The sequence below is a fragment of the Nocardia aurea genome (assembly GCF_003123685.1).
GTDB lineage: Bacteria > Actinomycetota > Actinomycetes > Mycobacteriales > Mycobacteriaceae > Nocardia > Nocardia aurea.
Map to the genome: position 1 here is coordinate 108,617 of NZ_QCYJ01000018.1, position 12,352 is coordinate 120,968.

Consider the following 12,352-nt stretch of genomic DNA (forward strand, 5'->3'; position numbering starts at 1 on the left):
CGCACCGCCTTCGCTGTCGATCAGGAAAGAGCGGAGGTCAGGGACCTCCGGGAGTTGCGGGCGCCGTCGTCGCCGGGACGCAGACCCAGCCACGGCCGGTCACGACGTCCCAGCGGCCCGCGCCGCCGTCGACCGAACAGTCGTCGCCGACCCGGTGCGCGGGCTGGGTCGGCAGCGGCGAGGTGTTCGGCGCCGAGATGGACGGACGGGTCGGCGCCGGTGACTCGGTACTTCGCACCGTGACGGTCTCGGCCAGCGAGGTGAGAGTCGTCGACGGCGTCGGAACATCCTCGGTATCCTGATTCGATCGGATCAGCAATCCAATAGCTACCACGAAGGCGAGCACCGCGGCCAAACCGGCCGTGATGGCGAGAACCCTGGTGCCGTTCTCGGGCGCACCGCCGCCGGATGCGGGCCCGCCACCGGGTTCCACCATCGCGTACCGCCTTCACTGCTGGAACGGGGAAATCTGTGACGAGAGTTGATCTTTCTCGGAGGCTACCCGAACCGGAGCACACCGAACATCACCATTCGCGAACGATCGTCCAACCTTGAAGCTAATAGTTAGCTATCTATTTTTACGGGCTCGCGGCCAAGAAGACGAAGGCCGAGAACAGGGCGAGATGCACTCCGCCCTGGAGCAGGGTCGCCCGTCCCGGCACCACCGTGAGCACACCGACGACGACGGTGATCGCGAGCAGAACCATCTGCGTCGCCCCGAGTCCGAGCACCAGGGGCCCGTCCAGCCAGATGGTCGCCACCGCGAGCGCCGGAATGGTCAAGCCGATACTGGCCATCGCCGAGCCGAGGGCCAGGTTCAGGCTGATCTGCACCTGGTCACGGCGTGCCGACCGGACCGCGGCGAGCGTCTCCGGCAACAGCACGAGCAGCGCGATCACCACGCCGACGGCCGCGTGCGGCAGGCCCGCCGAGGCGACGCCGGATTCGATCGCGGGTGAGACCACCTTGGCCAACCCGACCACGCAGATCAGCGCGACCAGCAGTATTCCCAGGCTGAGCAGTGTGGTCCGCACCGTGGGACGTTCGCCGTGCAGTGCGTCCTCGGTGACGACGCCGCGCCCTTCCACGGGCAGGAAGTCGTCGCGGTGACGCACCGTCTGGACCATGACGAACAGCCCGTACAGCAACAGCGAGGCGACCGCGGCGAAGGCCAGCTGCGCCGGTGAGAATTCCGGGCCGGGTTTGCTCGAGGTGAACGTCGGCAGCACGAGACTCAGCGTGGCCAGGGTCGCCACCGTCGCCAGCGCCGCGCCCGTGCCCTCCGCGTTGAACTCCGCCACCCGTCTGCGCAGCGCGCCGACCAGCAGGGAGAGTCCGAAGATGCCGTTGCAGGTGATCATGACGGCGGCGAAAACGGTGTCACGGGCCAGGGTGGCGCTCTTCTCGCCGCCGGAGATCATGAGGGTGACGATCAGCGCGACCTCGATCACCGTCACCGCGACCGCGAGGACGAGGGATCCGAACGGTTCACCGACGCGCTGGGCGACGACCTCCGCGTGATACACCGCCGCGAGCACCGCCCCGACCAGGGCCGACGCCACGACGACCACCCCGAAACCGGGCAGATTCCGGCCCCAGGTGAGAAGTAGCGCGACGACGGCGAGTAGTGGGACGAACACGGTCCAGCGGGTAATCAACGCACGGATCATGCTTCTATCGTCCCAGCTAATTTCGGACATACCGCGGCCGGGTATCCGAGCCGGACGATCAGTCGTCCAGGTCGACCCGCAGCGTGAGGAGATCGGTGCCGACCGCGCGCACGGTCGTACTGTTGCCCCTCGGGAGTTCGCGCAGGCGCGCGATCGGATCGTCGTCGGGCAGCAGATGCGCCGTGCCGGAAAGCCAGTGACCCTTCAGGCGGACCCGAACCCGGTTGTTCGCCGTGATGTTCCGGACGTACTGCGACCGCAGGCCGAATTCGGAGACGAACCAGAATTCGTTCCCGACCCGACGTCCGCCTATCGGGGTGATCCGAGGTTCACCGCTGACCCGCCCGACGGTCTCCAGCAGCTGCTGTCCCGGGAGTCTGCGCAGGATCGGATTGCCGACCCGGCGTTGGAAAGTCGTGATCAGACGGTGCTGCACATCGTTCCTGGAGGGCACGACTCGACGGTAACACCGAGCGGACCGTCGGAAAATGGGTCGCGCGGTCCACGGCGCGGACGATACCGTCGAAATCGCACGGGGGGTTCGCCGCCCGGGATGGTGGGCGTAGCTCAGTCGGTCAGAGCGCCTGGTTGTGGTCCAGGAGGTCGCGGGTTCGATTCCCGTCGCTCACCCCAGCGCGATTCTCATTGCAACGTCACCGGTGTGACGTGGTCATCGAGCGGCAGGTAGCCCTCGACGAAGGCGTTCACCCACATATTGCTGACGTAGATCTCGCCGCCGTGGTTGTCGAGGAACGCGGCGTCGGAGGCGTCGCGCCCGGTGGCGATCCGCACGAAGGTGGTGCGCGGGGCGAGGCCGGTGGCGTCGAGGACATGCCACACGCCGTCGACGCAGGCTTCGGCCACCGCGTGGAAATCCATGGGGAACAGGCCTGGCGCGTAGACCGCGACCAGGCGGGCGGGCACCTTCACCGCCCGCAACAGCGCGACCGTCAGGTGAGTGAAATCGCGGCACACTCCCGCGCCGGAGAGCAGGGTCTCCACCGCGCCGTCGGTGTGATCGCTGCTCCCCGAGGCATAGCGCAACCGCTTGGCGACCCACGCCGCTATCGCGGTCGCGCGTTCCGATTCGGTCGCGGTGGCGTCGAATTCGGATGCGGCGAAGGCGTGCAGCCGATCCGATTCGGCGTAGCGACTCGGCCGCAGATACAACGCGCGGTCGTAGTCCGACAGGTGCTGCGGCGGTGCCGTGCCGAGGATCGTCGCGCGGTAGTCCGCCCGCAGGGTGCCAGGTCCGGCGGCGAAGCGGTGGATCCTGGTGCCGTGCGGACCCGCGATCTCGGCCGGGGTCACCGCGACACCGTCCAGTTCGAAGACCAGTGATTCCGAAACCTCGATTCCCGGCTGCCCCGCCACCGCGATCTGGAATTCGAGAGTGGTAGGTGCGGAGATCGCGACCTCCAGATGAGCAGAGACATCGCGTTTCACCTGGCCCATCCTGCCCCAATATCGCGTTGTCGGCCCGCGGGTCGGAACGGCACCGACAACCCGGCGAGGATTCGTCTACTTCTCGGGGCGGCGATAGGAGACAATTTGCGCGTGCGGACCCAGTTCACCCACGAGCTCGTCGCGTTGACCAACGATCTGACGCTGATGTGCCGAGTCGCCCACGACGCCGTAGAGCGCGTGATCGACGCCCTCGTCGACGCCGATCTCCAGGCCACCTACGAGGTTTTCGCTCTCGATGAGCAATTGCAGAAGATGTACGGCGCGTGCGAGGCGCGGACGGTGGTTCTGCTCGCGCTACAGGCCCCCGTCGCCCGTGACCTTCGTCACGTGGTGACCGCCATCCAGATCGCGAGTGAACTGTCACGCATCGGATCGCTCACCAACCGGGTCGCCGACCGGATCTACCGCAGCCACCCCGGACACGTCGGACCGCAGGGCGTGCTCGACATCCTCGCGGCGATGGGACGTCTTGCCGCACACCGCACCGCGGTATCCGGCGAGGCCGTCGCGACCGGCCACCACACCGAGGTCGCGCCGCCCACCGACGGCTCCATCGACGACTTGCGGACCAGGTTGCACACGGCGCTCGCCGAATCCGACCCGGACCGATCCGCCGATCTCACGATCGAGCTGACCCTGCTCGGCAGTTACCTGGAACGCTGCGTCGAGCACACCGACCGCATCGACAGCCTGATCCGCTTCCTGGACACCGGGATTCCGCCGACGGCCCAGCCCAGGGACGAGCCCGAACCCGAGGACTGATCTCACCGCGACTCCGAACCGGCTGTGAGTTCCGTTGCGTGGCACGCGGTTACGGATCGAGCCGATCCAGGAGCCAACGGGGTCCCGCGGTTTCGGCCCCGAGTGCTTCGACCCGACGCCGCAACTCGCGATCGGCGGTGACGACCAGGATGTCGCATTCACGGCCGGGCACGGCGGCGGCGACCACCGCCACGATCGTGTCGTCACCGGAACCTTCGGCGAGCACCACCCGCACGCCATCGAATTCCGTTGCGGCCGCCGCCTTCGCCGCGCCTTCGAGCACCACCACCAGTTCCACGGGCGGTCGCGTCCGCGCCGCGAACTCGCTCGAACGCTCCAGGAGCCGTCGCGCGGCGCCCGCCCGATCGCGCCACCACCCGTCGGGACGCGAGCCGACGACATTGGCGGCGTCCACCACGACGAGGCGGTCGGTCGATCCGCCGTCGTGTCCCGGTCCGCCGGGCGAGAGCTCAGGCACGGCGGGCGATGGCGTAGAGGTCACGGGCGGGACCGCGCAGACGCTCCCCCGTCGGCCAGACGGCGCGCAGGGTGCGCTCGAGGTCGAGTCCGGCGATCGTCGGGGACACCAGGGTGCCCGCGGCGATCTCGGCGGCGACCGCGAGCGAACTGAGCACGGCCGGACCCGCGCCCGCGGCCACCGCCGATTTGATGGCGGTCGTCGAGGACAGTTCCAGCGCGACATCCGGTCGCCTGCCGGGCAGATCGCGAGCGACGGCGTGCTCGAACCAGGTCCGGGTGCCCGAACCCGGCTCCCGATGGATCAGCGGGGTGTCGGCGAGTTCCTCCGCCCCGACGCGGTCGCGCGCGGCCCACTCGTGGTCGGGCGAGACCACCACGACAAGCCGGTCGCGCGCCACCGCGTGACTCTCCAGTCCACGGAACCGCCCCGGGCTCTCGATGAATCCGATTCCGGCCCTGCGTTCCAGTACCGCGCGCGCGACCTCGACCGAGTTACCCGACTCCAGCGCGATGGTGGTCTCCGGCGCCGCCTTCCGCAACATCATCAACCAGGCCGGGAACAGGTATTCGGCGACGGTCTGGCTCGCGGCGACCCGCAGCCTGGAATGCCGTTGCGCGCGCAGGGTGTCGATCCCGGCGTCGAGTTGTCGGGCGGCGTCCACCACGCCGCGCGCCCACTCGATGATCAGCGCACCGGCCGGGGTGGGCCGCGAGCCGAGCGTGGTCCGTTCCAGCACCGGCATTCCGACCAGTTTCTCCAGGTAGCGGATCCGCGAGGACGCGGAGGGCTGGCTGATGCCGTGCGCCTGGGCCGCACGCCCGATACTGCCCAGTTCCAGCACCGAGACCAGGAGGTCGAGAGCGGCCAGATCGGGCACGCGCGGTGACAGGGGCATAGAACCAGTCTATGTATTCATAGGCGGACGGTGTCTACGCCGCGGGCCGGGTGGGAGCGAGGCTGGAGCCATGACCGCCACCGTGATGTTCGAGACACCCCGGCGACCGGCGCCCGCGCGGCGTCGCTCCGTCGTGAGCACCGACACCCGATTGCGCGAGCTCGGTCCGAACTGGTTCGCCATCGTGATGGGCACCTCGATCGTGGCCACGGCCGCCGTCACCCTGCCGCTGCGCTTCCCCGGTCTGCGCGCCGCGGCGACCGTGATGTGGGCGCTGGCCGCGGCGGTGCTGGTGGCGCTGACGGTGGCGTGGGTCGCGCAGCGGCTCCGCTGTCCGGAGGCCGCGCGGGCCCACCTCGATCATCCGGTGATGACGCATTTCTTCGGCGCTCCCCCGATGGCGCTGGTGACCGTCGGCGCGGGCACCCTGCTACTCGGCGGTGATGTGATCGGCATGCCCGCCGCCGTGGCCGTGGACTGGGTGTTGTGGACGGCGGGCACCGTCCTCGGCGTGGCGACCGCCTTCGCCATCCCCTACCGGATGATCACCCGTCCGCGCGTCGAACCCGCCGTCGCCTTCGGCGGCTGGCTGATGCCCGTCGTCGCGCCGATGGTGTCGGCCGCGCTCGGCGCACTGCTCGTCCCGCACACCCCCGAGGGACAGTGGCGGCTGACCATGTTCCTCGGCTGCCTGGCGATGTTCGGGCTGAGCCTGATCGCGGCGATGCTGACCATCTCGGCGATCTGGTCGCACCTGCTGCGTCACGGCGCGCCGCGCGGTGCCATGACGCCCACCCTGTGGCTGGTTCTCGGTCCGCTCGGGCAGTCGGTGACCGCCGCCGGACTGCTCGCCGACGCCGCACCGCTCACCGTGCCCGCCCCCTACGCCCGAGGGCTGTCCGTGTTCTCGGTCGTCTTCGGGCTCAGCACCTGGGGTTTCGCGATGCTGTGGCTGGCACTGGCCGCCGCCGTCACCCTGCGGACGGCCCGTTCGGGCGAATTGACGTTCAGCCTGACCTGGTGGGGGTTCACCTTCCCGCTCGGCACCTGCGTGACCGGCAGCGCGGTGCTCTACCACCACACCGGCGCGTACCTGTTCGCGGGCGCGGCGGTACTCATGTACGCGGCGCTGGTCGCGCTCTGGGCGGTGGTCGCGACGCGCACGGTCCGCGCGCTGATCGACGGCTCGCTGTTGAGACCGGCGAAGAAGTTTTCGCATACCGTCCCGCTTCCGGTATGAAGGACGGTATCTTGGGTGACGAAACCGCCTCCGGGCGATGGGGTTACGGCGCCGAGGGGTAGCCGCGACCGCCCTCGCGCGGCGGATGAGCAGCCATGCCGACCACTCGATTCTCCGGGCGAGCGACCTCGCGCGCCCATGGTCGGCCCGGTGCGGATCCACGGAGCGCCGACTCCCGCCGCGCCCGGTGGGCAGAGGACGAAGAGGTGCGCCACGTCATGACGAAATCCGCCGTGGAATTCGATCCGTTCTCCGAGGAGTTCTACGCGAATCCGTACGAGATCTACCGCCGGATGCGCCAGGACGCACCCGTCTACTACAACGCCGAATACGACTTCTACGCGCTGACCCGGCACGAGGATGTCGCGGCGGCGTTCAAGGACCACCAGACCTATTCCTCGGCGCGCGGTGTCGATCTGGCCCAGATCAAATCCGGCGTGCCCCCGCACAGGTCGATCATCTTCATGGATCCGCCGGATCACCGGCATATGCGCAATCTGCTCAGCCGGGCATTCACCCCGCGCGCGATCCAGACCCAGCGCGACACCGTCGTCGAACTGGTCCGCAAATACCTCGACCGGGTCGACCCGACCGGCTTCGACCTGATCCAGGATTTCTCGGCCCTGTTCCCGGTGGAAGTCATCACCCGGATGGCGGGCGTGCCCGAGGAATTCCGCCAGCAGGTCCGCCTGTGGATCGATGAGACTTTGCATCGCGAACCGGGGCAGATGGAGTCGACCGAGGCCGGCGCCCAGGCCGCCGCCGACACCGCGATCTTCTACTACAACCTCGTCCAGGAACGGCGTGCGGACCCGCGCGACGACATGATCAGCACCCTGATCGCCGCGGAGATCGAACGCGACAACGGCGAGATGACCAGTCTCGACGATCTCGAGATCGCCGCGTTCGCCACCCTGCTGGGCGGGGCCGGGGCCGAGACGGTCACCAAACTGCTGGGCAACGCGATCGCGACCTTCGCCCGTCATCCCGATCAATGGCGCACACTTCTCGACGATCGCTCCAGGATTCCGGCGGCGGTCGAAGAGATCCTGCGCTACGAAGGGCCGGTCCAATACAACGTCCGCTGTACCCGCAAAGCGGTGCGGGTACACGAGATCACCATCCCCGAGGGCAAACCGGTATTCCTCATCGGCGCGTCCGCCAACCGCGACCCGGACGCGTTCACCGACGCCGACACCTTCGATATCGATCGCGACCGCACTCAATCGCAGAATCTGGGACTCGGCTACGGAATCCACAGTTGCCTCGGCGCGGCCCTCGCGCGTTTGGAGACGACGATCGCGCTCGACCATCTCCTCGATTTCATGCCGCGCTACGACATCGACTGGGAGCGTTGCGAACGGGTCACCATGCAGAATGTCGCCGGGTGGTCCCGGCTGCCGGTGCGGGTGCTGTCATGAGAATCGAAGTGGATTTCGGACTGTGCGAGAGCAACGGCGTCTGCATGGGCATCATCCCCGAGGTCTTCCAACTCGGTGACGACGACCAGCTCAGCGTCGCCCGCACCGACGTGACCGAACAGATCGAAGCGCCGGTGCGCGACGCCGTCCGTCAGTGTCCACGGCAGGCGATCACCGTGGTCGACTGACAGACCGCGCGCACGACTACTTCGCGACGGCCTTGGCGCCGTTCGGCGCGACCGCGAACCACGTTCCGCCGACACCCTGTCCGAGCAGATCGCCGGGCCTGGCGTCCTTGGAGAAGTAGTACACCGGCCAGCCGCCGACGGTGATCTGGCAGGTGCCGTCGGCGCGCTCGATGAAGCCGACCTGCTGGGGATCCACGCCCGCCGCGAACAGCGCCTGATCCCGGTTCACGGTCAGCGGCGGCCACGTCACCGCGCACTGGCCGGAGCAATTGGACGCCGACGGCTGCGCGGTGTCCTTGTCGAACCGGTACAGCGAGCGGCCCGCGCCGTCCGAGACGTACTTCCCGACGGCCGGGTTGTCGACGATGTTCAGTTGGACCGCGCTGGTACCGGCCGGAGCGGTGCCCGCGTAGATCTTCAGCCAGCCCTGGGTCTTCGCCACCGTCGGCGCCTGGCCCGCGACCGGTGCGGACGCGGCGGCGGTGGCCTGCGTACTCGCTGTCGCGGCGGTCGCGGCGGGCACGGCCTGCGATCCCTCGTCGCTGCCGCACGCGCTGAGCAGGCCGACGAGGACGACGGCCGATGCCGCGACGGGAACCATGGAACGCGTGATCCGCTTGGCAGAAAACATCTTTCACCCTCCGGTGCTTTTCGGCGTGGCATTCCCGCGCCTTCTCACCCCATTCCACGAGCCCGGGCCGACTCCGGTTCACCGCCGAATCCGGAACGACGATGAGTGCTGCGTCACAGTCGTCTCGCGGCCTACGGCACGCCGGGTGCGAAGCCGTCACGCGGCGGTGATCTAAGCTGCTGTTCAAATGGCTCTCAACGCGACAGTGCACAATTTCACCGTTCAGGTGGCCGACGTGGACCGTGGCGTCTACGAGGATCTGTCGTTGCGGCTGGCGCGTCACCCGTCCGAGACCGCCGAATTCATGCTGACGCGACTGCTCGCCTACTGCCTCGAATACGAGGAAGGCATCACGTTCAGCGAGGGCGGCGTCTCCTCGACCGACGAACCCGCCGTCCTGGTGCGCGATCTCACCGGCCGCGTCACCGCGTGGATCGAGGTGGGCGCACCGGACGCCGAACGTGTGCATCGCGGCAGCAAACTCGCAGGCCGGGCCGCCGTGTACACCCATCGCGACCCCGCCAAGGTGCTGGCCCAGTTCGCGGGCAAACGCATCCACCGGGCCGAGGAGATCCCCCTCTACAGTTTCGACCGCGCCTTCGTCGACGCCGCGGCCGCCGCGATCGAACGGCGCAACACCGTCACGCTGTCGGTCACCGAACGCCTGATGTACCTGGATCTGAACGGGATCAGCCTCAGCGTGCCCGTCGAAGAGCACCGTCTCGGGTAGTTCCACGCACGAGCCCGGACAGGAGTACCGATGTCGGTCCATATGATCGAGGATCTGATCGAAGGATCGATCCGGTTACTGGACAAGCACTTTCCCGCCGAGGATCGACGCGTGCGGGACCGGATCTCGGCGCTGTACCGATTCCAGGACATCTTCGACTGCTCGTTCACGCATTTCCGGGTGATGGAGGTGCTTCTGAAGCGCGGATTCACCTACCGCGTCCCCCTGACCGACCATCCCGAATATCCGCGACGGCAGACGTATTTCGACGCCCTGACGGAATTCACCGCCCTCGCACCGATCGAGGACGACGAAGACCCGAGCGGCTGGCTGGACCAGGGTTACGTCGACCCGCCGCACCTCTACTGCGACGCGGGCACCACGCTGTGGACTCGGCTCGTGGAATCCGGCAGGATCCCGGCCGAACCGGCGCAGCGAATCCCACTCGTGGACGTGGTGCGCGACGTGGTGACGGCGGCCGAAACCGACGGCGATGTCGAACTGATCGCCCTGTGGCACGCGATGGGCTGGGACATGCTCGTCGGCAGCGGGTACGTCGACGATCCCCGCGAGTCACCCGAACTCGCCGCCGTCCGTTCGGTGGCGATCCGGACGGGGGCGACGACGTTCGCGCTGCCTGAGGGCTACCGACCTCACGCCGAGTACTACGAGGACGACGAGATCGGAACCTGGTGGGCCGGAATTAATTCCGATTGGGAGTGAAATTCGGGATCGAGACATATGGTCGATGGGCAAGCCATGTCACCAACCGTGCGGAGGTAATCGGGTGAAGTCCGCGACCCGCGGTGCCGAACCGCCGACCGAACTCCGCGTCCGGCACCTGCTGCCGATCGCACCGCCTATCGGTCAGCAGCCCGCGATGTAGTCGTGGGCCGGGACGGCGTCGACGAAAGTCTCGACCCGGCAGGCCCATTCCCGCATCGTGTCCTCGCCGAGCATGGCGAGCAGGTCGGCGGTTTGGGTCGCCTGGGCGCGCAGGGCGACCAGTTTGCGGTCGGCGGCGGCGTCATCGAGGTGCAGTTCCACGGCGAGTTCGTCGGGCCGGGCGCGGGCGGGGAGGTCGTCGCCGTCGAACATGGCGAGGCGGGCATAGAGGTCGCGCCAGGTGTCGAAGAAATCGGCGGTGCCCCGCGCGTGCAGCAGTCGGGCGCGCGGGGCGGCCAGGTCACGGGTCGCGCCCGCCCAGGCGGAGACGATGCGGTGGTCGGGGTGGCCGGTGAAACCGTCGGGGCCGAAGGTGAGCACGACCTCGGGGCGCACCTCGGCGGCGATCGCGCTGAGGCGTGCCACCACCGCGTCGAAAGGCGCCGCGGCGCAATCGCCGTCGGGCAGGTCGAGGTGATGGTGTTCGGTGACGCCGAGTGCGGCCAGGCTGGCGCGCAGTTCGGCGGTGCGGACCCGCGCCAGGCGCGCGGGCGGCCAGCGTTGGGGATCGGCGGTGCCGTGCTCGCCCCTCGTCGCGGTGACGCAGACGACGCGGCGACCCGAATCCCGGGCGGCGGCCATCAGACCGCCGGACAGGTAGACCTCGTCGTCGGGGTGTGCCCAGATCCCCAGGACGGGGCCGGTGCCGGGCAGTTGGTGAACAGTCATGGGAAACAGTGCCTTTCGTGGGCCGGGGGCCGACATCACGGTGTCGACCCCCGGACCGCGGTGGTTCGAGGAGCAGCGGTGACGCGCGGCCATCGGACAACGGCGTCACCGAAAGGGGACGTTCAGGCGGTGATCTCGTACAGGATGTTGAAGGGGTTCTCCATCTCGACCCGGCGGACCGTGCCGAAACCGGCCCGCGCGCACATCTCACGCGCGGTGTGTTCGGGGAAACCGCAGGTGCCCAGGCCCGCGCCGCCGTCGGCGAGCGAGGTGGTCATGCAGAACAGCACGCTCACGCCGTAGAAGTAGGCGGCGACCGGGCCCGCGTTGTCCTCGAGGCGGTGGCTCGCGTTGATGTCCAGGCACAGGTAGCGGCCGTCGGGGCGCAGTGCGGCGCGGATGGCGCGCAGCATGCCGAGCGGGTCGGCGGCGTCGTGGATGACGTCGAAGGTGGTGATCACGTCGTAGTCGCCGGGCAGTTCGCCCGAGACGTCGCGGCATTCGAATCGCACCCGGTCGCCGACACCGGCGGCCAGCGCCGCCGCACGGGCCGCTTCGATGGATTCGGGGTGCACGTCGAAGCCGACGTAGCGGCCCGCGGGGAACTGCTCGGCCAGGCGGATCAGCGCCCGGCCCCGACCGCAGCCGACGTCGGCGACGTCGGCGCCGCGACGCAGCGTCTCGTGCAGATCGGGCAGCGCGGGCAGCCAGACCTGCGGCAGCAGATAGTCGAACCAGCCCGCGCTGAATCGCTCCAGGCCCTGCCACCAGTCCGTCGGGTAGGCCGACATCGGCACGCCGCCGCCGTAGCGGAAGGAGTCCAGTACCGCGCCGAGAATGCCGGTGAGGCCGAACAGCGCCTGGTGCAGGCCGCCGATGTGGGCGGGACTCTCCACCGCGAGGACCGGGACGTGGGCCGGAGGCAGGGTGAAGCGCGCGGACTCGGGGCTGTGGGTGAGGTAGCCGTGCGCCGTCATCGACGACAGCCATTCACGCACGTACCGTTCGTCGGTGCCGGTCGCGGCGGCCAGTTCGACGGCGGTGACCGGGCGGGAATCGGCCATCGCGCGCCACAGTCCGAGCCGGTCGCCGAGCATGGTCATGGTGGTGACCATCCAGGTCGCCGCGTCGCCGACGGCGCGCGCCGCGAAGGCTTCGATCTCGGCGGGATCGGGCGCGGTGGCGCCGGTGATGGGATCGAGGGTGGAAGTCATCGTCCTCGTACCTCCTGTTCGTTGGGGGACGATGCGAGG

At 68.8% G+C, this 12,352-nt stretch carries 15 protein-coding genes and 1 tRNA gene; 7 read left to right on the plus strand and 9 right to left on the minus strand.

Features of this window, described 5'->3' with window-relative positions:
- Positions 1-37: 37 nt before the first annotated feature.
- The 3 genes from DAT37_RS04745 to DAT37_RS04755 form a co-directional block, all read right to left on the minus strand.
- Positions 38-436 carry a hypothetical protein gene (locus DAT37_RS04745; protein WP_109523452.1) on the minus strand — a complete coding sequence of 133 codons (399 nt, stop codon included), beginning with the start codon at positions 434-436 and terminating at the stop codon, positions 38-40.
- Positions 437-578: 142 nt separating this feature from the next.
- Entirely contained in the window at positions 579-1,670 is a 1,092-nt protein-coding gene (locus tag DAT37_RS04750) for a calcium:proton antiporter (protein ID WP_109523453.1), read from the minus strand.
- 58 nt (positions 1,671-1,728) lie between these two features.
- Positions 1,729-2,124, minus strand: a complete 396-nt coding sequence (locus DAT37_RS04755; protein WP_109523454.1) for a nitroreductase/quinone reductase family protein — start codon at positions 2,122-2,124, stop codon at positions 1,729-1,731.
- Between the two features lie 102 nt (positions 2,125-2,226).
- On the opposite strand from DAT37_RS04755, the gene DAT37_RS04760 reads away from it, so the two are divergent.
- Positions 2,227-2,303: transfer RNA gene (locus tag DAT37_RS04760), tRNA-His, on the plus strand.
- Between the two features lie 9 nt (positions 2,304-2,312).
- Here DAT37_RS04760 and DAT37_RS04765 read toward each other — a convergent pair.
- Positions 2,313-3,116, minus strand: a complete 804-nt coding sequence (locus DAT37_RS04765; protein ID WP_198654094.1) for a transglutaminase-like domain-containing protein — start codon at positions 3,114-3,116, stop codon at positions 2,313-2,315.
- Positions 3,117-3,227: 111 nt separating this feature from the next.
- Between DAT37_RS04765 and DAT37_RS04770 the strand changes: the two genes are divergently transcribed.
- Positions 3,228-3,899: a phosphate signaling complex PhoU family protein gene (locus DAT37_RS04770; RefSeq protein WP_232839518.1), complete on the plus strand. Its 672-nt coding sequence runs from the start codon at positions 3,228-3,230 to the stop codon at positions 3,897-3,899.
- Between the two features lie 49 nt (positions 3,900-3,948).
- On the opposite strand, the gene DAT37_RS04775 is transcribed toward DAT37_RS04770, so the two are convergent.
- Positions 3,949-4,377, minus strand: a complete 429-nt coding sequence (locus DAT37_RS04775) for a PIN domain-containing protein (RefSeq protein ID WP_109523456.1) — start codon at positions 4,375-4,377, stop codon at positions 3,949-3,951.
- Complete coding sequence (locus DAT37_RS04780) at positions 4,370-5,275, minus strand: LysR family transcriptional regulator (protein ID WP_109523457.1); 906 nt, start codon at positions 5,273-5,275, stop codon at positions 4,370-4,372. The genes DAT37_RS04775 and DAT37_RS04780 overlap by 8 nt, the downstream gene beginning before the upstream one ends.
- Positions 5,276-5,345: 70 nt before the next feature.
- Here DAT37_RS04780 and DAT37_RS04785 point away from each other — a divergent pair, with 70 nt between their 5' ends.
- The 3 genes from DAT37_RS04785 (at position 5,346) to DAT37_RS04795 (ending at position 8,124) form a co-directional block, all read left to right on the plus strand.
- Positions 5,346-6,515: a TDT family transporter gene (locus DAT37_RS04785; RefSeq protein WP_232839519.1), complete on the plus strand. Its 1,170-nt coding sequence runs from the start codon at positions 5,346-5,348 to the stop codon at positions 6,513-6,515.
- A 218-nt stretch (positions 6,516-6,733) separates the two neighbouring features.
- Positions 6,734-7,936 (plus strand): cytochrome P450, encoded by a 1,203-nt coding sequence (locus DAT37_RS04790; RefSeq protein ID WP_109523458.1) that lies wholly within the window; start codon positions 6,734-6,736, stop codon positions 7,934-7,936.
- Positions 7,933-8,124, plus strand: coding sequence for a ferredoxin (locus DAT37_RS04795; RefSeq protein ID WP_109523459.1), 192 nt, complete (start codon positions 7,933-7,935; stop codon positions 8,122-8,124). Before DAT37_RS04790 ends, DAT37_RS04795 begins: the two co-directional genes overlap by 4 nt.
- A 16-nt stretch (positions 8,125-8,140) precedes the next feature.
- Here DAT37_RS04795 and DAT37_RS04800 read toward each other — a convergent pair whose 3' ends face one another.
- Positions 8,141-8,755 carry a hypothetical protein gene (locus DAT37_RS04800; RefSeq protein WP_109523460.1) on the minus strand — a complete coding sequence of 205 codons (615 nt, stop codon included), beginning with the start codon at positions 8,753-8,755 and terminating at the stop codon, positions 8,141-8,143.
- A gap of 187 nt (positions 8,756-8,942) precedes the next feature.
- On the opposite strand from DAT37_RS04800, the gene DAT37_RS04805 reads away from it, so the two are divergent.
- Both DAT37_RS04805 and DAT37_RS04810 read left to right on the plus strand, forming a co-directional pair.
- On the plus strand, positions 8,943-9,485 hold the full coding sequence (locus DAT37_RS04805) for a YaeQ family protein (protein ID WP_109523461.1): 543 nt from the start codon (positions 8,943-8,945) through the stop codon (positions 9,483-9,485).
- Between the two features lie 30 nt (positions 9,486-9,515).
- Positions 9,516-10,208, plus strand: coding sequence for a hypothetical protein (locus DAT37_RS04810; protein ID WP_157978279.1), 693 nt, complete (start codon positions 9,516-9,518; stop codon positions 10,206-10,208).
- A 144-nt stretch (positions 10,209-10,352) separates the two neighbouring features.
- Here the strand turns inward: DAT37_RS04810 and DAT37_RS04815 are convergent, their stop codons facing one another.
- Positions 10,353-11,099: a PIG-L deacetylase family protein gene (locus DAT37_RS04815; RefSeq protein WP_109523516.1), complete on the minus strand. Its 747-nt coding sequence runs from the start codon at positions 11,097-11,099 to the stop codon at positions 10,353-10,355.
- A 122-nt stretch (positions 11,100-11,221) separates the two neighbouring features.
- Positions 11,222-12,313: a class I SAM-dependent methyltransferase gene (locus DAT37_RS04820; protein WP_109523463.1), complete on the minus strand. Its 1,092-nt coding sequence runs from the start codon at positions 12,311-12,313 to the stop codon at positions 11,222-11,224.
- Positions 12,314-12,352: the final 39 nt, after the last annotated feature.

Bases quoted from the DNA above. Each gene is read 5' to 3' on its own strand.
- DAT37_RS04745 (WP_109523452.1), bottom strand. From the start codon at position 436: ATGGTGGAACCCGGTGGCGGGCCCGCATCCGGCGGCGGTGCGCCCGAG.
- DAT37_RS04750 (WP_109523453.1), bottom strand. From the start codon at position 1,670: ATGATCCGTGCGTTGATTACCCGCTGGACCGTGTTCGTCCCACTACTC.
- DAT37_RS04780 (WP_109523457.1), bottom strand. From the start codon at position 5,275: ATGCCCCTGTCACCGCGCGTGCCCGATCTGGCCGCTCTCGACCTCCTG.
- DAT37_RS04785 (WP_232839519.1), top strand. From the start codon at position 5,346: ATGACCGCCACCGTGATGTTCGAGACACCCCGGCGACCGGCGCCCGCG.
- DAT37_RS04790 (WP_109523458.1), top strand. From the start codon at position 6,734: ATGACGAAATCCGCCGTGGAATTCGATCCGTTCTCCGAGGAGTTCTAC.
- DAT37_RS04795 (WP_109523459.1), top strand. From the start codon at position 7,933: ATGAGAATCGAAGTGGATTTCGGACTGTGCGAGAGCAACGGCGTCTGC.
- DAT37_RS04800 (WP_109523460.1), bottom strand. From the start codon at position 8,755: ATGTTTTCTGCCAAGCGGATCACGCGTTCCATGGTTCCCGTCGCGGCA.
- DAT37_RS04805 (WP_109523461.1), top strand. From the start codon at position 8,943: ATGGCTCTCAACGCGACAGTGCACAATTTCACCGTTCAGGTGGCCGAC.
- DAT37_RS04810 (WP_157978279.1), top strand. From the start codon at position 9,516: ATGTCGGTCCATATGATCGAGGATCTGATCGAAGGATCGATCCGGTTA.
- DAT37_RS04815 (WP_109523516.1), bottom strand. From the start codon at position 11,099: ATGACTGTTCACCAACTGCCCGGCACCGGCCCCGTCCTGGGGATCTGG.
- DAT37_RS04820 (WP_109523463.1), bottom strand. From the start codon at position 12,313: ATGACTTCCACCCTCGATCCCATCACCGGCGCCACCGCGCCCGATCCC.